The following is an 18,401-nucleotide window of genomic DNA, read 5'->3' as shown; positions in this document are numbered from 1 at the left end:
TTTAACGTGATTGTCCAGCTTGATCCGGCATCAATAAGTTTTCCGCCTGCAGCGACAGCTTTGCATGAGCCCAATGGGCTACTCGCTGTTGGTGGAGACTTATCGCCGGGTCGGCTGATACACGCCTATCAGCAGGGAATATTTCCCTGGTTCTCAGAAAATGATCCAATTCTGTGGTGGTCCCCTAACCCCAGAGCCGTATTCTTCCCCGACCAAATCCATGCCAGCCGCTCTTTAGCTAAAACCAATCGTAAGCCAAACTGGCAAATGAGCATTAATCGTAACTTTTCTGAAGTTGTTCGTGCCTGCGCAGACGAGCGTGCCGACAAAGAAGGTACCTGGATAACGGAAGAGATGATTGAAGCTTATTGTAAGCTTCATCAGTTAGGTCACGCCCATTCGGTCGAAATTTGGTTCGACAATGAACTTGCAGGCGGTTTGTACGGTATTTCAGTAGGCCGCGCTTTTTGTGGAGAAAGTATGTTTCACTACAAAACCGACGCATCAAAAATAGCCTTGTTACGTTTCGCTCAATATTTCAAAAAGCATGGCGGCCAGCTAATTGATTGTCAGGTGGGTAATCCGCATTTATTTTCATTAGGTGCTGTTAACCTGCATCGCGAACGTTTTTTAATGAAGCTCAATATTGCACAACAACAAAAGATGCCAGATACTTTTTGGCAAGCTCGTGAGCTTTCTCATTCTGGAGAACTGTAGTGCAATTTGGCGTGACGAAAGAGAGCCAGTGTCACTATTTAACCGACCAGCAGGAACGACTTGTTGTTGCCCTCCCTAATGCTCTTGAAAACCTTAATGCAGACGCGTATCAGCAACTCATGCAATACGGCTTCCGTCGCAGCCATAACGATGTTTACCGTCCTCACTGCCGGCTCTGTAGTGCCTGTCAGTCGTTACGCGTGGTCGTGCCTGAATTTCGCTTTAGTAAGAACCAAAAACGAATTCTAAAAAAGAATGACGACTTAACGCTGCAGATTAAACAGCAGCCGGAAGCTGAATACAGTCAATTGTTTTCGCAGTTTATTGAACAACGACACGCGGATGGAGAGATGTACCCACCCGACCCGGAAAAATTCTGGAACTGGATAGATTGCGACTGGTTAACTCCGGAGTTATTAGAGTGGCGCAATGCCAGCAATGAGTTAATGATAGTTTCGGTAGTTGATCGCACTGCTGACGCAATGTCCGCAGTTTATACCTTTTTTCATCCCGATGAGGAAAAGCGTTCGCCGGGTACCTTCGCTGTATTAGAAATGATTCGACTGGCTCAGGAGCGAGATGTTGCCAGACTCTATTTGGGTTACCAAATTGATGACTGCAAAAAGATGAATTATAAGACTCGATTTGCCCCATATGAACGACTGGTTGGCAATCATTGGAAAAAAGAGCTAAAATCGCACACACTTAAAGCTCAAAACAAAGATTAGAGGATTTTAATGGCGAAAGAAGACAGTATTGAGATGCAGGGAACGGTTCTTGACACCCTTCCTAACACTATGTTCCGAGTAGAATTGGAAAATGGTCACGTAGTTACTGCCCATATCTCAGGAAAAATGCGTAAGCACTATATCCGCATCCTGACCGGCGATACCGTGACTGTGCAGTTAACTCCTTACGACCTGACCAAAGGCCGCATCGTCTTCCGCGCACGTTAATCCGCACTGAGGATTAAAAAAAACCGGCTTCATTTAATGAGCCGGTTTTTTCATTTCTGTCGAAGATTTATTAACCTTCTACGGTTTCATTTTTGCTGTCGTAATCAAATTGCAGTCCGTCCGTGCCATCAGCAGTCACTTTCACGCTGCCGCCACTAGCCAGTTTCCCGAACAGAATTTCGTTGGCTAAGGTTTTCTTCAAGTGTTCCTGAATAACCCGACTCATTGGGCGCGCACCCATTTCCTTGTCATAGCCTTTTTCTGCAATCCAGGCATGAGCAGAAGGGTCAACCTCAAGCGACACGCCTTTTTTATCTAACTGAGCCTGCAGTTCACAAATAAATTTATCGACAACCTGTTCCAGTACTTCCGGTGACAGATGGTTAAACCAGACAATACCATCCAGACGGTTACGAAACTCCGGTGTGAAAATATTATTAATTTCAGCCAGCGCATCGAAGCTGTGATCCTGCTGCTTAAAGCCAATAGACTTACGCACAGTTTCACGAACACCCGCGTTGGTTGTCATAACAATAATCACGTTACGGAAGTCAGCTTTACGGCCGTTATTGTCCGTTAAAGTGCCGTTATCCATCACCTGCAACAGAATGTTAAATACATCGCTGTGGGCTTTCTCCAGCTCATCTAACAGCAACACGCAATGTGGCTGCTTGATTACCGCGTCGGTCAATAAACCGCCCTGCTCATATCCTACATAACCCGGAGGCGCACCAATTAGTCGACTGACCGCATGGCGCTCCATGTATTCCGACATATCAAAGCGCACCAGCTCAATGCCCATAGCTTTCGCCAGTTGCTGTGTTACCTCGGTTTTACCAACACCCGTTGGTCCGGCAAAAATGAACGAACCTATTGGCTGGTTATCGTTGGCAAGACCCGAACGGGACAACCGTATAGCACCGGTGAGCTTATCGATAGCTTCATCCTGACCAAACACCACCATTTTCAGGTTACGATCCAGCTGCTTCAGTAAGTCCTGGTCGGACCGGGAAACTGATTGTTCCGGAATGCGGGCTATTTTGGCGATAATGGTTTCAATATCCGACACCCCCACCGTTTTACGGCGTTTGGACGGCGGCAATAAACGCTGGGAAGCACCGGCTTCATCCATTACATCAATGGCTTTATCGGGCAAATGGCGCTCATTAATGTATTTAGCAGAGAGCTCCGCTGCCGCTTTAATAGCAGGTTGCGTATAACGAATACCATGATGACTTTCGTAGCGCTCTTTAAGACCCATTAGAATCTTAGTGGTGTCCTCTACAGAGGGCTCAACCACATCAATTTTCTGGAAGCGACGAACCAGCGCTCGGTCTTTTTCAAAAACGTTCTTAAATTCATTGTAAGTAGTGGAGCCAATACACTTAAGCTGCCCACTTGAAAGCAACGGCTTGATTAAATTAGAGGCATCCAGAACACCACCGCTGGCAGCGCCGGCACCGATAATCGTATGAATTTCGTCAATGAAAAGAATAGCGTGTTCTTTTTCCTGCAGCTCTTTTAAAAGCATTTTGAAGCGCTTTTCAAAGTCGCCACGGTATTTTGTGCCCGCCAGCAGGTCGCCCATGTCCAGTGAATAGATGGTGGCATCCGCGAGTATCTCCGGTACTTCACCTTTAATAATGCGATAAGCCAGACCTTCTGCAATAGCAGTTTTACCCACACCGGCTTCGCCGACTAACAACGGATTATTCTTACGACGGCGGCAAAGAATTTGCGCACACCGTTCCAGCTCAAAATCGCGGCCAATTAGAGGGTCAATTTTGCCTTCCTTTGCCTGCACATTAAGATTGGCACAAAAGCGCTTCAAGTAGCTCTCTTGCTCTTCTCCACCCTTAACGGCCTCTTCTTCCGCCATTTCTTCGTCCATAGGCTCATCGTCATCGATACGAGAAATACCATGAGAAATGAAATTAACGATATCCAGTCGGGTAATATCGTTTTTACTTAGCAGATAGACGGCTTGAGATTCCTGTTCACTGAAAATGGCAACCAATACATTGGCGCCCGTTACCTCAGCGTTACCGGATGACTGAACATGAAATACCGCGCGCTGCAAAACTCGCTGAAAACCAAGCGTAGGTTGAGTGTCCGGACTTTCTTCTTCCGGACCAAACAGCGGCGTACTGCGGTCAATATAACTTAATAGTTCTTCTTTCAATTGTTGAAAGTTTGCCCCACAAGCTCGAAGCGCTTCCGATGCATCTGGGTTATCCAGTAATGCAATTAGCAAGTGTTCAACTGTCATCAATTCATGATTACGTTCGCGCGCTAGCCTAAACGCATCGTTTAGCGTTAATTCAAGGGCTTTATTCAACATAGACCACTCCTTACCAGCCAACCCGGATCATTCTTGCTCCATGGTACACAATAATGGATGCTGATTTTCCCGAGCATACTGATTTACCTGTACTACTTTAGTTTCGGCGATTTCCGCAGAATATACACCGCAAACGGCCTTTCCTTTATAATGCACCTGTAACATGGTGTCCGTGGCGCGCTCCTGATCCATCTTAAAAAATCTCATCAATACTTCAATCACAAAATCCATAGGGGTGTAATCGTCATTATTAATAATGACCTTATACATGGATGGTGGCTTGAGCTCCTGCTTTTCCTCTGTATCGCTAAGGTGCTGGTGATCAAACTGACTCATTTATTAACAACCTGCCATAATAATAGTTTTAAATTTACCAGAAAATATAAAAAAACAACCAAAATATTAACAATCAAGGTTATTTTTTGAACTTTAGGGCTTGACTAATCACTCACGTCACCTAGAGTTAAACATGGTGCTAAATCGGCGATTTTTCAAGCCACCGCACCTAATAATAATAAACTATCTATCTGTTGCAGAAGAAGGATGTAGAAGTATGGCTACCGGAAAAGTCAAATGGTTCAATAATTCGAAGGGCTTCGGCTTTATCGAAAGCGAGGACCGCGAAGGTGATATTTTCGCTCACTATTCAACCATTGAAATGGAAGGCTATCGCACACTTAAAGCGGGGCAACCCGTAGAGTTTGAACTCGAAGAAGGCCCCAAAGGCTTGCATGCCAACAACATTGTTCCCGGCGCTGCCGATAAATAACATCGGCTAAACCAAACAATTTAAGTACTTTCAAAACGCCGGCTTGTCCGGCGTTTTAATTTACTTAATCACTTCAACTAACTATCTATACCAAAATAACGCCGTAATTGATCACGTAAATTTGGCGGCGTACCATTAATTGTCAATGTATCTGTCGCCGCGTCATAATGCACTCTCTCTCCCAGGGCGGTGTGATCAAAGCCAACGCTGACGCCTCCGCCTTGTCCCTGAAACTTAACTAACTTGCGTAATGTCGACTTATCTGCCGGAAAATCATCGACTAATTCACGAGAATTCTGTTCAGCAAAATCCTTTGAGAAACTCTCGAAGCTTTTTTCTACCGGGTACTGCTCTGCAAATTGCTCTGATAGATCTTTAATCTTTACTGTGTCGCCCTGCTTCCATTGGTCGTCACAATATTCATAAGCCGCTTTGTTCAAGGCTTGGCGTTGTTCCGTTTCCAGTTCGGACTGTTTCGCATATTCTTGAACGGAATCGACTAACTGTTGTGTGTGCGCTTTTGAGTTTAAACGCTCAGTGCATCCCAGAAAATCCAGAAAGAAGTCTGAAACCTTGCGGCCGGCACGTCCCTTAATAAAGGAAATGTACCGCTCACTTTCCGGAGATGTTTTCCACTCGGTTAAGTCAATACGAGCCGCCAATTGAACTTTTGTTATATCTAACTGCGACGAGCGGTCAACAGCCAGCTCGGGGTTTATTGTTACCCCTTCTTTAACGGGTAAGAAGCAGACCAATAGATACTCAGTACTAATATGCTGGTAGCGAGTGACTAACAAAAAGCCCGCTTCTAACAAATTATAGTTTTGCAGTTGTTCCAGCAATAGCTTGGCAGACTGCTGGCTGAATTCGACAAAGTCTAGTTGCCCGTCATACCAGGAGGTTAAATGCTCAGGAAAAGGACCGGGTTCCCCCTCTTCATCATCTTTAAGAAAACTCGCATAACCTTTTGCCGGTTTGCTGGTATACACGTCCGTTAATTCGACTAACAAATCGTGCAACTGGTCATCTTCCGTTAACGCCGAAGGAGCCAGCCGAAGCCCGACTTGTCCGTCATTTTGATAAAACTGGTGAATAATGCTTTCTTCTATCCGCAATTGCATAACGGGGACTATCCTTGCTGTTTTGCTGTGTTACTATAATGCCATTGTAACACGGGACTGACGAACGATGGGAAAGTACCAACGTAGGGATAAAATTGCCCGATTAATAAGCTGGGGACATTGGTTTACCTTTGCCAATATCATCCTTTGCCTGTTTATTGGACTTTTGTATATTGAAGCGGCCCCGAAGCCTTCCACGGCTATCGGTAATCTCTACATGCTTGTCAGCTGGATAGGTCACTTTGCCTTCCTGCCTTTTATATTCTTCATTATTCTGATATTTCCGTTTTGCCTGGTTGTTCCCTACTCCAAAATATTACGAGGGTTTGCCGCCCTGATAGCCTCATTCGGCCTGATAGCACTTATCGCCGATGCGCTGTTCTTTCGGCAGTACGGTTATCATTTAAATACCTACTCTATGGCGCAAATGACCCGCGATGCAGAAGCGGTTTTCACAGGGGCTAGTTTCGTTATTATTTCCGGTGTTCTGTTAGGTTTCTTACTGACTGTCGGAATACAGCTGCTGCTGGCTAACCTCGCCTGGAAACGTCTGGAAGATTTACAACAACGGAAAATCGGCGCCCCGGTTACAGCCATTTTCCTTTTATGCTTTTTCGTTAGTCACAGTATTCATGTTTGGGCTGACGCGGTGTTGTACGACCCTATTACCCAGCAAGACGATATGTTTCCGTTGTCCTATCCAACAACGGCTAAAACATTAATGGCTAAACATGGAGTCATTGATGTTGAAAGCTACCAGGCCAGACAACAAATGCTGATGGCTACCGATAAAATAAAACTTAAGTATCCTCAGCACCCGCTTTTATGCTCTAAAATAGACTCTCAGCAATCAACAACTCTGATTCTATTCGAACGTAGCAGCAGCGAAATTCAGAAAGAACTGGAAACTCTGGCAGCCAAACATCAACTAGAGCGACCGGAGCTTAAACTACTGGCTCATCCGAACCGCGACGGCGGATTATTTCAGGTGCTTTATGGCTTGCCCGACTTTTATCAGGAGTCCATTGAGCGACAGCAGCTGAAACCCGCTTACCTTAAGCCGCTTAACGACTTTAATTTTGATGTGCGCTGGTATCACAGCGAAAATTGGAACGATTCTCTGAGCTTAAGTCAGTTTCATCCCGACTGGCAAAGCCAGAAGCTGGCAGAGTTTAGCGCTCATCCTCAAAACCAAATTAATGTCATTTTAATTGCTGAAGACGATATTTCTACTTTAGATAAAGTGCTTCAGCAAACCGGAGACCAACAACTGCTGCTCACGGCGTTGTCTCCTGCGCAAAGTGAAGAGTTATTGGGTAACAAGCAGTTTGCGCTTGAAAACATGCAGGTTCCGCTATGGCAGCGAAATTACCAGTTGGCAGACCAACCTATAGCCGGACTTATGGATTTAGTTCCAACCATGCTGGAAGATCGTATCTCCTGCGCAGGTTCTCATAAAAATTACACCAATGGGGAAAGCTTGCAGACATCTAAACGTCGCTGGCCACTGGTTGAAACCTACAGTCCTTATATTGTTATTTACGACCAGAAAGAGATTACGATTTTAGATAATAGTGGTCAGTTTAGCGTATACAGCAGCAGCGATTTTGAACTGAAAAAACAGGCCGAACCGCCCGTTCCGGTGCTTATCGACGCCCTGAAAGATTTAAAACGCTTTAGCGAAACTGAAAACAAGGATTAATTGTCGAAAATAGCAGCAGTCGAGCATCGGAGAGCTTGTTGAGACTTGCTAATTCGGCTTAATCCAGTAACATAGCAGTCCTCGGTCGGCGTGTGGCGCAGCTTGGTAGCGCACTGTCATGGGGTGTCAGGGGTCGGAGGTTCAAATCCTCTCACGCCGACCAATTATTCTTCTAGTGACACTCAATAAAGCATTCACTGGTTCCATTCTGGTAAGCTAAGTTGCTCTCCCATTTCAGTTGCCACTCGCCAGTAACCTCCTCTGGCAGAACCTTTTCGAATTAATACTCCTTGTTCTTTCAATTTAGAAATGTGTTTTTCTACCGCACGCGACGAAATATTCAACACTTCAGCGACTCTGGCGGCACTCCATTCGGGTTGCTCATTTAATAGCCTAAGTACCATGTTTCGTGTACTCATTCCCGAAAATCGATCTTTACCCGAACCGTTATCCGAACCTAACAACGAACTTTTTACCGAACTCACTACCCTTTCACTAGAAAAATCATGCGAAATATTCGCTTCTTCCAGCACCGCTGCTTTGTCTTTTTCTTCTTTCACTGTGGTTGAAATACTCTGTTGCAAACAATCCAGAATAAACTCAACCATAAGACCTCTGTCATTTTCACTAATTGAGCGGCGCAAGCAGTCAAGGTATTCATCTTTGTTGAATTTAAAAGTTTGTTCAAAGCTTAACCAGGCAACTGCCGGATGCCATTGGGCTAAAATAAGGCTAAACCAGAGTCTTCCTACACAACCGTTGGCAACAGAAAACGGTTGAATGAATTCGAACTGCTGTAAAAAAATAGCGGCTTTAATTAAAGGGTGTTCGTTACTTTCGTCTAACCAGGACAATAGACTTCTTACCGACTTCCCGGCCTGCCCCGCCGGCGCGGTCATATGAACCAGCTTGTTGTTGCGGTAAACGCCCATTCCCGTTGCCCGGTAACTTCCGGCACTGGGCGTTACTGCGGCGCAAATCATCTGGTGAGCATTTTTAAGATCCAACTCCGAGTGTAAATTCCACTCAGACAGCTTTTTATAGGCTTCATCTAAACGAATACCCTCCAGCGGTTGTGACTGCTCATCCAGTCCAACCGACGCATAAGCTTTAATTGGCAGTTGTTGAGACTTAAAATCTTCCAAATTGCTTTTATCGGATTCAAGTAATGCTAACCAACGGCCGAAGTCGGTGCTTATTTGCGCCACTAAATTCACGCATTTACTGGTAATCAAATAATCTGCTGCCATTTGTTCTTAGTAACCTCTGGGGTTACTCTCCGTTATTTTGTTAACGCATACACTCAGTCTAAAACACTTACACTGTAATATCAGCGAAGACCGATTGCAGCCTGGCCACTTCACTTTCTTCCAGCGGAAGCATAGGTTGCTTTCCCCAGACTGGAGCCGGCCAGGCAACGTCAGTTTGAAACCGCGCTATATGGTGCACATGCAACTGCGGAACCTGATTTCCTAAAGCGGCAACATTGAGTTTATCGGGTTGGTATTCAGCTTTTAGCCAGTGGCATAGAAACCTGCTTTCTTGTAACAACTGTAGTTGGTCATCTTCAGAAAGGTCTATGGCTTCACGCACGTCTGCCACTTTAGGAACCAACAAAAACCACGGAAATTGCCTGTCATTCATGACTCTGACTTCGCATAGCGGCCAATCGGTTAAATGGTAACTGTCTCTGGCTAATTCCGGAGCTAATGTATATTCCATAACCTACCCTTTTAGTAATGTTTCAAGAAACCGTTTAAACAGTGCATTAGTTTGCGGCAAGCTGTCAATTAAACGGTGGTCATCATTCACCATGTGTAACTCTGCCCTGGTTCTTTCCGCATAACGCCAACTGTTTTCAACAGGAACAATATCGTCGTTCCAGCCATGAATAATTTGAGTCTCACAAGCCGGTGTTAGTTCATCAAAATTTGCCTGACCACCTAAGTAAAAGGCCGGAGCCATTAAGAACAGCCCCCGGCTCTTTGTTTTAGTTTTAGCTGCAGCTACCGTTGCCACATAACCGCCCATGCTGGAACCGACCAGTAAGAAATTTTCCGTTAGTGCTTCAATATATGTTGTGAGTTTTTCCACGCGCTGATCAGGATCATCAATACCCTGATAATCGACACTGGTTACGCTAAACCCCATAGCTTCAGAGGTTTTTGCTAAAACTTTAATTTTGCTGCCCCAGGGGCCGCTCTCTTTTCCGTGATTAAAAATAACCAGCATTTAGCAATTACCTATATTTTGTGCTTAGATAAAACTATCAGATATAACAATTAAGTAACAATGTAAGCTTTTATCATGATAGTCAAAACGTTCATTATAAAGAAAGGCGGTTACTATGACCTTTAACAAGCAACTTGTTGCGCTGTACACCGCATTATCTATAGTGGCTCTGTTTAGCTCAAGCAGCCTTGCCGAGCATGAAGACATTATCTGGGGAGTAAACTCCTCCCCGCCGTTTCATATATTTGATGGTAAATACGAAGAACAAGGCTTTTGCGATGCTTTAGTCAGCAGCTTTCAGCGCCAGCTACCGGAACTGTCGCACAAGGTCAGAAAGCTGCCCTCCCGCCGTATTACCATGCTTATGAAAAAGAACAAGAACCTCTGCTTTCCCTGCCTGATTAAAGGAGCAAGTTACAATTCCGAGTTTAATTACACCGACACAACTCACCGGTATCAACCACACGGCATAATTACCCGTGCTGACACCGCGGCCAGAATCATTGGAAAGTATGGCCAGCCAGTAGATTTTTCCAGCCTGGTTCAGGACTCAAATTTACGCTTTGCGCAACCGGCTGAACGCCGTTACGGCCGCCTGCAGCCTCTACTGGAAGAGCACCTTATCGATTCAGATAATTTCAGTTTTATCAGCGGCGACAATGCCCACATCAACTTGCTGACTATGATAGTCAACGAGCGTATTGATTACACTATCGATTATGAAATGATTATGACTTACTACAACGAAACAGAATTTAAAAACAGCGGACTGGTGTTTTTGCCTATTGAAGAGTACGAGGGTGTGGTTATTGAGGGCGCGGTTGGTTGCAGTAATAATGAATGGGGACGTAAAGCTGTGCGACACCTTAATGAAGTCATCAATGAACTTAAAGCTGATCCGGACTTTCAAAAAAGCCTGGATCAGTGGTTAGGAACTAGTCGCCCAATGGTTGATTAAGCGAAGCGCTGTTGAAAATACTGGTTAATGTCATCGGACTCATACATCCACTGTACTTTATCGTCCTGCTCAATGCGCAAACACGGCACTTTAACTCTGCCGCCGCCATCTAACAGCTCTTGTCTGTGCTGCTCATTATTTTTTGCGTCTCTTAATTCTATATTTAAATTAAGGCGGGCAATTTCCTTACGTACCTTGACGCAAAACGGGCAAGCGGCAAATTGATAAAGAGCCAACGACTTGCAGGCTTCATCTACCTGTTGTTGAGCCTCATCACTGCGGCTCTGGCCTTTTGGCGTGGTCAATTTTTCGACCAGTAAAACAATAGGAGTTAAAATAAGCCGTAGAGTACGAAAAAAGTAACGAATGATAATTCTCATAGAAATACAACCAGACTGCCTGTTAAAGGTGCCGCTATTCTAACGTGTTTAAGGTAAAGCGTCAGTCTTTTAACTAAACGCTTTTCACTTTCCGTTTAAAGCTTCCGCGGCAATTTCGAACGACCTTAAACGATCCTGATGATTAAAGGCATGACAGGTAAGAATAACTTCATCTATACCGGTATCATCAATAAACTGATTAATATGCCGTTGAACTGAATCCTTAGTGCCAACCGCCGTGTAAGTTAATGCATGATTCGCCCCGGCCAGTTCATGAGGCGCAGCAACCGTCCTTATATCATCCACAGGTGCTTTTAAAGGTCCGGGTGTACCGCGGCGCAACGCAATAAACTGTTGTTGCATTGAGCTCATCATTTTTCGCGCATCGTTTTCGCTGTCTGCAGCAAAAACGTTCATTGCCGCAGCAACATAAGGTTTGCTGAGGTAACGCGACGGACGAAAGTTCTCGCGATAAGCTTTTAATGCATGCTGCAAATAGTCTGGTGCAAAATGCGATGCAAAGGCATAAGGCAGGCCTAAGTGCGCAGCGAGCTGAGCGCCAAAAGTGCTTGAGCCGAGCAACCACACCGGAATTTTCTGTCCAAACCCAGGCACAGCTTTAATCGCGTCACTTTCCTGCGCTTCTTCCAGGTAACCTAAAAGTTCCTGAACATCGTTAGGAAACCGTTCGGCGTCGTCGGGTTTACGTCTTAACGCCCGTAAAGTTCGGCCGTCTGTTCCCGGCGCTCTGCCCAAACCAATATCAACACGTCCAGGGTACAGGGCATCCAACGTACCAAACTGTTCAGCGACCACAAAAGGCGCATGGTTGGGCAGCATAACACCGCCTGAACCCACTCGAATTTTTTCGGTTTTGCCAGCGACATAACCTAAAGCAACCGCCGTTGCGGCCGAGGCTATTCCGGTCATATTATGATGCTCAGCCATCCAGAAACGGTGGTAACCCCACCGCTCTGCATGCTGGGCTAAATCAGCAGAATTATGCAATGATTCAGCCACTGACCCGCCTTCCGTAACAGGTGCTAAATCAAGAACTGAATATTTCATAACAAATTACAGCTCTTGCTTGGTTGGACGAATGATCATTTCATTAACGTCAACTTGCTGAGGCTGCTCAATCGCAAACGTAATGGCACGGGCAATAGCTGCAGAATCAATAGCGTCTGAATACAAACTGTCAGCCATTTCTTTCGCGTCTTTGTCACTAATGTGGTCCGTCAGTTCTGTTGCTACAGCGCCCGGTGAAATATTGGTCGCGCGAATTTCACCGTTAGATTCCTGACGAATGCCTTCGGAAATCGCTTTTACCGCAAACTTAGTTGCGCAATAAACCGTTCCGCCGGCAAAGACTTTCTGACCTGCAACCGATGACAGGTTGATGATATGACCGACATGCTGTTCACGCATAACCGGTAATACAGCAGCTACGCCATATAGAACACCTTTAATGTTCACATCAATCATGGTGTCCCACTCATCCACTTTCAGCGCATCGAGTGGTGCCAGTGGCATAAGTCCGGCGTTATTAATCAGTACGTCAATACGACCGAATTCAGCTTTAGTGTCATCAGCCAGTTTTTGTACGGCCGCTTTGTCGGTTACATCAACCACACGGTAAGCTGCCTGGCCTCCGTCTTTTATAATTGACTCAGTCAATTCTTTTAGACGATCTTCGCGGCGCGCCGCTAACATCAGTTTTGCGCCTTTTGCCGCAAGCATGCGAGCGGTTTCTTCACCTAAACCGCTGCTTGCACCCGTAATAATTACAACTTTATCTTGTACTTCTGACATAGCTTTACCTCCGGTTAGTGCTATTGGTCAACTGCCCCTAACTGCTTTAATATCATCTCTTCAAAACGCAGTAGCGGCAGCATAGAACGCTGAACTTTGGCTCGCAGTAGTGCTCCCTGCCAACCAGAAAGAATGAAGGCTCCCATCTGTTCGGTGTCAATGCATTGCTGAATTTGCTGTGCGTCCTGCGCAGCTTTTAAACACCGAGCAATACGCTGCTCCCAGTCAGAAAAAATGTCATCTAACCGTTCGCGAAATAAGTCACTCTGCGAGGCCATTTCCTGACCAAGGTTGCCTATCAAGCAGCCTTTGGAAAAATCACACGACTTTAAATCCTCTACCGAGCGACGCAAATAACTGCGCAGACGATCAACTGGCTCCAATTTTTCGTTAGCCAGAGTTTCGTCCATGCGTGCCTCATAATCCTCGGCGTAGGTTTCGATAACAGCCAGGCCAAAATCATTCTTACTTTTGAAGTAATGATAAAAAGAGCCCTTAGGCACTTGAGCCTCGCTCAGAATTTTATTCAAGCCGGTGCTGCCGAACCCATGTATGGATATCAGGTCAGCACCGATTGTTATGATGTTTTGTCGTGTGTCATTCTTAGTCATGCGACCTATATTAGACCAGTCGTCTAGAAACTTCAAGATCAGTCTGTTAATTGCAACTATAGGGCTTCAGCAATGGGTTCCGGCCAGACACCGCACTGCACTTTAGCAATGTGGTCGCTTTGTAAAATTTGCATCACCAAACGCGACTGCCCTATTCCTCCACCGATAGTTAAAGGCAACTCACCCGCTAACAAGGACTGGTGCCAGGGTAGCTGGAGCTTTTCTTCCTGTTGGCTAATAACCAACTGTCGCTTTAATGCCTGCTGGTCAACACGTATCCCCATAGACGAAAGTTCCAGCGCGTCATCTAATGCCGGGTGCCAGACAAGAATGTCGCCGTTTAAACCAGTACTACCCTCCTCGTTGACAGAACTCCAGTCATCATAGTCCGGCGCTCTGACGTCATGCGCATGACCATGACTCAGCTCACCACCAATGCCCACCAGAAATACTGCTCCATACTGCTTAACCACCTCACGCTCACGCTGTTTTGCGGTAAGGCTTGGGTAAGCAGTGATCAAGTCCTCGGCATGCACAACATGAATTGCCTCTGGCAAAGTTTCCGTGCCACCGTGTTGTTCAATGTATTGCTGCTCGGTTTGACGCAGAGCACCATAGATTCGCTCAACTGTCTGGATCAGAAACGCCAGCGAACGCTGCTCTTCAGTAATGACTTTTTCCCAGTCCCACTGGTCAACGTAAACAGAATGTACGGAACTCAAAGCTTCTTCGTCGGGCCGCAGAGCTTTCATCTGGGTAACGATGCCCTCGCCGGCACCAAAGCCGTAACGGCCAAGGGTAAAGCGCTTCCACTTAGCCAACGAATGAACTACTTCATAATCTTTGTCGGGCACGGCTTTTACTTTGACTGCAACCGCCTTTTCCCAGCCCGACAGATCATCCTGAACACCACTGCCCAATTCACTTAGTAGTGGCGACTGCACTTCAATAAGCCCGAGCTGAAGCTGCAACTGCTGAGTAAAGCAGGCTTTTACGGACTGAATTTTCTGTTGCTGTAACATGTATTGTGACTTCATAAATACTCCGAATCGTTAACAAAAGAATAAAAACACGATTCAATTAATACCTTTTATGTTTATTTATTCAATAACGTTTAATAAAAATAGCTTTACTTATTATTTTCCGTTAATTTATACCTAAGTTAATTAACGAAGCTTTAATAAAACATGAAAAAATCACCTGAAAATTATCAAATCGATGATCTGGACCGTTCCATACTAAGAACTCTGATGGAAGACGCACGTATTCCTTATGCTGAGCTGGCCAAACGCTATAAGGTGAGTCCGGCCACTATTCACGTGCGGGTTGAAAAAATGAAGCGTGCCGGAATTATTGAGGGCACACGTTTACAGGTTAACGCCAAACGCTTAGGCTACGATGTCTGTTGTTTCATTGGCATTACCTTGAAAAGCGCGGGCGACTACCCGGCCGCAATTGAGAAACTGGAAAAGCTCGAAGAAGTTATTGAGGCGTACTACACCACCGGTCAGTACAATGTTTTTATTAAAATTATGACGCCATCAATTAACGAATTGCAGCACACGCTAATCAACCGAATTCAGGCTATTGATGAAATACAGTCGACAGAAACGCTCATTTCACTACAGCAGCCAATTAACAGGGACATACAGCCATGACAGCGCAGAACTGCATAAACAGTGGATAGAAGGCTTACTGGTTGACTACTACGACCCCATGTACGACTACCAAATGAAAAAGCGATAAGCATCGCTAAAAATCTGCGACCCGCCGAAAACAACAGTCAATGCGTTACGCTTTTGTTATGGTATTGTCATAATAACACCAAGGGGATTTATCTATGCTGAAGCGAATGTTAAGCCGTGTCACCGCGGCCGCATTGGTCATCGTTGCCCTGCCTTCTATGGCAGCAACAACAGACCTTTCTTACTATCTGCCACAGGATGTCAGTTACAACCCGGAAATTACCAAACCCAAAGATGTGCTGGGTTATCAGGTTGGTGAATGGCATGCCCGCCCCGAGCAAATTGTAAAGTATATGGAAGTTCTTGCCGAAGAGTCGGATCGTATTACGCTGGAAGTGACCGGTCGCACACATGAGCAGCGTCCTTTGTTACTTCTTACCGTCACCTCAGAAGACAACCACCGCAATATTGATGACGTTCGTGAGCGTCATTTGGCCGCAGCTGATCCAAACCGTGATGCCGACCCGGACAATACGCCGGTGGTCATGTATATGGGCTACAGTATTCACGGAGACGAATCGAGCGGTAGTAATGCAGCAATACTTTTTGCTTATTACCTTGCAGCCGCTGAAGGCGAAGCCGTAGATGAGCTTTTGAATGATTCAGTTATTCTGCTTGATCCGGCGTTTAACCCGGACGGTCTTGCTCGCTTCGCACAATGGGCAAACCAGCACCGCGGACAAAATTTAGTTGCGGATCCTCAGCATCGCGAACACGTGCAGCCGTTCACCCGAGGTCGGGTTAACCACTATTGGTTCGATATGAACCGCGACTGGCTGTTACTGCAACACCCTGAATCGCGCGCGCGTATCGCTAACTTTCAGAAATGGAAGCCAAACGTACTGACCGATTACCACGAAATGGGAACCAACAGCACGTATTTCTTCCAGCCGGGTATTCCGTCTCGTAAAAACCCATTAACGCCAGATGAAAACGTGCGCTTAACCGAAATTCTTGCGGCAGAACACGCTGACTCGCTGGATGATATTGGCAGCCTGTATTACACCGAAGAATCATTTGATGACTTTTACTATGGCAAAGGCTCTACCTACCCTGACATTCAGGGCGCCGTAGGTATTTTATTTGAACAAGCCTCCAGCCGAGGACACCTGCAGGACTCGGTTAATGGTGAAGTCAGCTTTCCGTTCACTATTCGTAACCAGTTTGTCGCTTCACTCAGTACCATTTACGGCACGCACAAAAACAAAAGTCGTTTTATTGAGTTTCAGGAGCGTGCTTACGACGAAGGTATGGAGGCCGCACAAAAGGCTAAATTCGAAGGTTATCTAATTGGTGACTCAAGCGACCCGTCACGTGTAGAAGGCTTACTGAAAATATTTAAACAGCACGGTATTAAAGCTTACCGTGTAGAAAAAGATATAGAGCAGAACGGTACTCAGTTTAAAGCCGGAAGCAGTTATTACATCCCTCTGGCTCAGGCTCAATACGGCTTAATTCAGGGAATATTCAGTACTCGTAAGAGTTTCCCGAACAATACCTTCTACGATGTTTCTGGCTGGACTTTACCATTAGCCTTTAACGTGCCATTTGAGACTCATCGTGGTCGTATTCAAATAGCGGATAACGCCTGGGATGCGCCAAAGCGCAAGACATCGGCTCTCACTGATGCCTACGCTTATGCATTTAATTGGAACGATTACCACGCTCCCGGCTTATTACAGGAATTACTAGAGCAGAACATTCACGCTCGTCAGACCACCAAGCCCTTCACTGTAGAAGGTGAACAAGGCCGTCAGGAATTTTCAGCAGGCTCTATTGTTGTACCTAAAGCCTATCAGCAGCGGGAATGGCGCGATGTACAACGCCGTCTGGCTACTGCAGCAAAAGAAAAAGGTATTCAGGTAACCTCTATCGAGACCGGATTGACACCTGAAGGTGTTGACCTGGGTAGCCGCAATATTCAGCCGGTAGAGAAACCCAGCGTAATGATGCTAACCGGCGCGGGTGTTAACCTATACGAAGCTGGTGAAACCTGGTATTACCTTGACCGCCATGTAGGTATTCCATTGTCGATGGTTGATACTGAGCGTTTATCCAGAGCTGACTTAACCCGTTATAGCCATATTATTATGGTGGACGGACATTACAGCAATTTAGATAAAAAACTGCGTAAGAAAATCCAAAACTGGGTAAGCCAGGGCGGAACAATAATTGGTCAGCGCGGTGGTGCTGAATGGTTGGCAGAGAACGGTCTTCTACAAACTCGCTTTGTTGATGACGCCGTCTTCCAGAACGCTTTTGCTAAAAAGCAGCTAAGTTACGAAGAACGTGACGATTTCTACGCCGAACAACGAATTGCCGGAGCGATATTCTCAATGGATGTCGACACTTCTCATCCGTTATTCTTTGGCTTCCCGCGTGACCAAATGCCGGTATTCAAGAATTCGGCAGCCGCTATGGAAGAGCCGGAGTCGCCTTTCGTTTCAGTTGCCCGCTATTCAGAGCAGCCTTTAATGAGTGGCTACACAGATGAGCGCAATCGCGAAATACTAAAAGGTAAAACCAATATTGCCGCCCATCGCTTAGGCAGCGGTCAGGTTATTGGTTTTGCCGACAACGTTAATTTCCGCGCCTATTTTTGGGGAACCGCTAAATTACTCAGTAATGCTATTTATTTAGCTCCCCGTATTCAGGTTTATGCGAAAAAACTGGACGATAAAGCGGCAGCTGATGCCGCCGCAGAAGCCCATTAATTAATTAGCTTTTGAGAAATAAAAACCGTTAGGACTTCCCGTCTTAGCGGTTTTTTTACACTTGGACATATTGGTTATTTTTCAAATCATGGTCTACCTTACTAATTGAATCTTCTAAATTAATCAGTGAGGTGAATATGTTACGTTGGGTTCTTATCTTTCTAGCCGTGGCTGTAGTTGCTGCTATTTTAGGCTTTGGTGGAATTGCCGGAACAGCAGCCGGAATAGCCAAAATTATCTTCTATATCTTTATTATCCTCTTTGCGATTTCTTTAGTTGTCCGCCTGCTTCAGGGTAATAAAAGGCTTTAAATGTTTTAGCCTTTGTTAGATATTAGACATTG

20 protein-coding genes and 1 tRNA gene are annotated in these 18,401 nt (G+C 45.6%); 10 read left to right on the top strand and 11 right to left on the bottom strand.

The features are described from left to right. The first annotated feature begins 6 nt into the window (after window positions 1–6). The 3 genes from aat to infA are packed head-to-tail and all read left to right on the top strand — an operon-like array spanning window position 7 to window position 1,673. Window positions 7–717, top strand: a complete 711-nt coding sequence (gene aat, locus ACN0TF_RS02660; RefSeq protein WP_417440643.1) for a leucyl/phenylalanyl-tRNA--protein transferase — start codon at window positions 7–9, stop codon at window positions 715–717. Next, window positions 717–1,445 (top strand): arginyltransferase, encoded by a 729-nt coding sequence (locus ACN0TF_RS02655; protein WP_417440642.1) that lies wholly within the window; start codon window positions 717–719, stop codon window positions 1,443–1,445. Before aat ends, ACN0TF_RS02655 begins: the two co-directional genes overlap by 1 nt. A gap of 9 nt (window positions 1,446–1,454) precedes the next feature. Continuing rightward, the gene (gene infA / locus ACN0TF_RS02650; protein WP_008489926.1) at window positions 1,455–1,673 is read left to right on the top strand and encodes a translation initiation factor IF-1; all 219 of its coding nucleotides are present in this window, start codon (window positions 1,455–1,457) and stop codon (window positions 1,671–1,673) included. A gap of 70 nt (window positions 1,674–1,743) precedes the next feature. Here infA and clpA read toward each other — a convergent pair whose 3' ends face one another. Together clpA and clpS are read right to left on the bottom strand one after the other, a co-directional pair. Beyond that, entirely contained in the window at window positions 1,744–4,014 is a 2,271-nt protein-coding gene (gene clpA / locus ACN0TF_RS02645; RefSeq protein WP_417440641.1) for an ATP-dependent Clp protease ATP-binding subunit ClpA, read from the bottom strand. Between the two features lie 27 nt (window positions 4,015–4,041). After that, window positions 4,042–4,350 (bottom strand): ATP-dependent Clp protease adapter ClpS, encoded by a 309-nt coding sequence (gene clpS / locus ACN0TF_RS02640; RefSeq protein ID WP_011233927.1) that lies wholly within the window; start codon window positions 4,348–4,350, stop codon window positions 4,042–4,044. Window positions 4,351–4,567: 217 nt separating this feature from the next. On the opposite strand from clpS, the gene cspD reads away from it, so the two are divergent. Continuing rightward, entirely contained in the window at window positions 4,568–4,783 is a 216-nt protein-coding gene (gene cspD / locus ACN0TF_RS02635; RefSeq protein WP_011233928.1) for a cold shock domain-containing protein CspD, read from the top strand. A gap of 77 nt (window positions 4,784–4,860) precedes the next feature. Here the strand turns inward: cspD and yejK are convergent, their stop codons facing one another. After that, window positions 4,861–5,904 (bottom strand): nucleoid-associated protein YejK, encoded by a 1,044-nt coding sequence (yejK, locus tag ACN0TF_RS02630; protein WP_417440640.1) that lies wholly within the window; start codon window positions 5,902–5,904, stop codon window positions 4,861–4,863. Window positions 5,905–5,971: 67 nt separating this feature from the next. Here yejK and ACN0TF_RS02625 point away from each other — a divergent pair, with 67 nt between their 5' ends. Together ACN0TF_RS02625 and ACN0TF_RS02620 are read left to right on the top strand one after the other, a co-directional pair. After that, window positions 5,972–7,606, top strand: a complete 1,635-nt coding sequence (locus tag ACN0TF_RS02625; RefSeq protein WP_417440639.1) for a DUF3413 domain-containing protein — start codon at window positions 5,972–5,974, stop codon at window positions 7,604–7,606. An 86-nt stretch (window positions 7,607–7,692) separates the two neighbouring features. Further along, window positions 7,693–7,769: transfer RNA gene (locus tag ACN0TF_RS02620), tRNA-Pro, on the top strand. Between the two features lie 31 nt (window positions 7,770–7,800). Here the strand turns inward: ACN0TF_RS02620 and ACN0TF_RS02615 are convergent. The 3 genes from ACN0TF_RS02615 to ACN0TF_RS02605 all read right to left on the bottom strand — a co-directional run bounded on the left by ACN0TF_RS02615 (window position 7,801) and on the right by ACN0TF_RS02605 (window position 9,838). Further along, window positions 7,801–8,856 (bottom strand): Fic family protein, encoded by a 1,056-nt coding sequence (locus ACN0TF_RS02615; RefSeq protein WP_417440638.1) that lies wholly within the window; start codon window positions 8,854–8,856, stop codon window positions 7,801–7,803. A gap of 67 nt (window positions 8,857–8,923) precedes the next feature. After that, entirely contained in the window at window positions 8,924–9,328 is a 405-nt protein-coding gene (locus ACN0TF_RS02610) for an HIT domain-containing protein (RefSeq protein WP_417440637.1), read from the bottom strand. 3 nt (window positions 9,329–9,331) lie between these two features. After that, complete coding sequence (locus tag ACN0TF_RS02605) at window positions 9,332–9,838, bottom strand: alpha/beta hydrolase (protein WP_417440636.1); 507 nt, start codon at window positions 9,836–9,838, stop codon at window positions 9,332–9,334. Between the two features lie 115 nt (window positions 9,839–9,953). Here ACN0TF_RS02605 and ACN0TF_RS02600 point away from each other — a divergent pair, with 115 nt between their 5' ends. Then, a complete protein-coding gene (locus tag ACN0TF_RS02600) occupies window positions 9,954–10,796 on the top strand; it encodes a TIGR02285 family protein (protein WP_153849077.1) in 843 nt (280 codons plus the stop codon). Here the strand turns inward: ACN0TF_RS02600 and ACN0TF_RS02595 are convergent. The 5 genes from ACN0TF_RS02595 to asnA all read right to left on the bottom strand — a co-directional run bounded on the left by ACN0TF_RS02595 (window position 10,793) and on the right by asnA (window position 14,636). Beyond that, window positions 10,793–11,176, bottom strand: coding sequence for a glutathione S-transferase N-terminal domain-containing protein (locus ACN0TF_RS02595; protein WP_417440635.1), 384 nt, complete (start codon window positions 11,174–11,176; stop codon window positions 10,793–10,795). The genes ACN0TF_RS02600 and ACN0TF_RS02595 overlap by 4 nt on opposite strands. Before the next feature lie 84 nt (window positions 11,177–11,260). Continuing rightward, window positions 11,261–12,244: an LLM class flavin-dependent oxidoreductase gene (locus tag ACN0TF_RS02590; RefSeq protein WP_417440634.1), complete on the bottom strand. Its 984-nt coding sequence runs from the start codon at window positions 12,242–12,244 to the stop codon at window positions 11,261–11,263. 6 nt (window positions 12,245–12,250) lie between these two features. Continuing rightward, entirely contained in the window at window positions 12,251–12,988 is a 738-nt protein-coding gene (locus ACN0TF_RS02585; protein ID WP_417440633.1) for an SDR family oxidoreductase, read from the bottom strand. Window positions 12,989–13,008: 20 nt separating this feature from the next. Next, complete coding sequence (locus ACN0TF_RS02580) at window positions 13,009–13,599, bottom strand: TetR family transcriptional regulator C-terminal domain-containing protein (RefSeq protein WP_417440632.1); 591 nt, start codon at window positions 13,597–13,599, stop codon at window positions 13,009–13,011. Between the two features lie 56 nt (window positions 13,600–13,655). Beyond that, window positions 13,656–14,636, bottom strand: coding sequence for an aspartate--ammonia ligase (asnA, locus tag ACN0TF_RS02575; RefSeq protein WP_417440631.1), 981 nt, complete (start codon window positions 14,634–14,636; stop codon window positions 13,656–13,658). A 150-nt stretch (window positions 14,637–14,786) separates the two neighbouring features. Between asnA and asnC the strand changes: the two genes are divergently transcribed. The 3 genes from asnC (at window position 14,787) to ACN0TF_RS02560 (ending at window position 18,369) form a co-directional block, all read left to right on the top strand. Next, the gene (asnC, locus tag ACN0TF_RS02570; RefSeq protein WP_110014010.1) at window positions 14,787–15,257 is read left to right on the top strand and encodes a transcriptional regulator AsnC; all 471 of its coding nucleotides are present in this window, start codon (window positions 14,787–14,789) and stop codon (window positions 15,255–15,257) included. 182 nt (window positions 15,258–15,439) lie between these two features. Continuing rightward, on the top strand, window positions 15,440–18,058 hold the full coding sequence (locus ACN0TF_RS02565) for a M14 family zinc carboxypeptidase (protein ID WP_417440630.1): 2,619 nt from the start codon (window positions 15,440–15,442) through the stop codon (window positions 18,056–18,058). A gap of 137 nt (window positions 18,059–18,195) precedes the next feature. Next, window positions 18,196–18,369 (top strand): DUF1328 domain-containing protein, encoded by a 174-nt coding sequence (locus ACN0TF_RS02560; protein ID WP_016341288.1) that lies wholly within the window; start codon window positions 18,196–18,198, stop codon window positions 18,367–18,369. Window positions 18,370–18,401: the final 32 nt, after the last annotated feature.

The organism is Idiomarina sp., from assembly GCF_048265525.1.
GTDB lineage: Bacteria > Pseudomonadota > Gammaproteobacteria > Enterobacterales > Alteromonadaceae > Idiomarina.
The sequence above is the reverse complement of the archived record's forward strand: the minus strand, read 5'-3'. Positions and strand labels throughout refer to the sequence as shown.

What these genes read in the sequence shown, in the direction of transcription:
- ACN0TF_RS02580 (WP_417440632.1), bottom strand. Translation starts at nt 13,599, where the DNA reads ATGACTAAGAATGACACACGACAAAACATCATAACAATCGGTGCTGAC.
- asnA (WP_417440631.1), bottom strand. Translation starts at nt 14,636, where the DNA reads ATGAAGTCACAATACATGTTACAGCAACAGAAAATTCAGTCCGTAAAA.
- cspD (WP_011233928.1), top strand. Translation starts at nt 4,568, where the DNA reads ATGGCTACCGGAAAAGTCAAATGGTTCAATAATTCGAAGGGCTTCGGC.
- ACN0TF_RS02625 (WP_417440639.1), top strand. Translation starts at nt 5,972, where the DNA reads ATGGGAAAGTACCAACGTAGGGATAAAATTGCCCGATTAATAAGCTGG.
- clpS (WP_011233927.1), bottom strand. Translation starts at nt 4,350, where the DNA reads ATGAGTCAGTTTGATCACCAGCACCTTAGCGATACAGAGGAAAAGCAG.
- infA (WP_008489926.1), top strand. Translation starts at nt 1,455, where the DNA reads ATGGCGAAAGAAGACAGTATTGAGATGCAGGGAACGGTTCTTGACACC.
- ACN0TF_RS02560 (WP_016341288.1), top strand. Translation starts at nt 18,196, where the DNA reads ATGTTACGTTGGGTTCTTATCTTTCTAGCCGTGGCTGTAGTTGCTGCT.
- ACN0TF_RS02565 (WP_417440630.1), top strand. Translation starts at nt 15,440, where the DNA reads ATGCTGAAGCGAATGTTAAGCCGTGTCACCGCGGCCGCATTGGTCATC.
- ACN0TF_RS02590 (WP_417440634.1), bottom strand. Translation starts at nt 12,244, where the DNA reads ATGAAATATTCAGTTCTTGATTTAGCACCTGTTACGGAAGGCGGGTCA.
- ACN0TF_RS02585 (WP_417440633.1), bottom strand. Translation starts at nt 12,988, where the DNA reads ATGTCAGAAGTACAAGATAAAGTTGTAATTATTACGGGTGCAAGCAGC.
- ACN0TF_RS02600 (WP_153849077.1), top strand. Translation starts at nt 9,954, where the DNA reads ATGACCTTTAACAAGCAACTTGTTGCGCTGTACACCGCATTATCTATA.
- ACN0TF_RS02605 (WP_417440636.1), bottom strand. Translation starts at nt 9,838, where the DNA reads ATGCTGGTTATTTTTAATCACGGAAAAGAGAGCGGCCCCTGGGGCAGC.
- clpA (WP_417440641.1), bottom strand. Translation starts at nt 4,014, where the DNA reads ATGTTGAATAAAGCCCTTGAATTAACGCTAAACGATGCGTTTAGGCTA.
- ACN0TF_RS02595 (WP_417440635.1), bottom strand. Translation starts at nt 11,176, where the DNA reads ATGAGAATTATCATTCGTTACTTTTTTCGTACTCTACGGCTTATTTTA.
- asnC (WP_110014010.1), top strand. Translation starts at nt 14,787, where the DNA reads ATGAAAAAATCACCTGAAAATTATCAAATCGATGATCTGGACCGTTCC.
- ACN0TF_RS02615 (WP_417440638.1), bottom strand. Translation starts at nt 8,856, where the DNA reads ATGGCAGCAGATTATTTGATTACCAGTAAATGCGTGAATTTAGTGGCG.
- ACN0TF_RS02610 (WP_417440637.1), bottom strand. Translation starts at nt 9,328, where the DNA reads ATGGAATATACATTAGCTCCGGAATTAGCCAGAGACAGTTACCATTTA.
- yejK (WP_417440640.1), bottom strand. Translation starts at nt 5,904, where the DNA reads ATGCAATTGCGGATAGAAGAAAGCATTATTCACCAGTTTTATCAAAAT.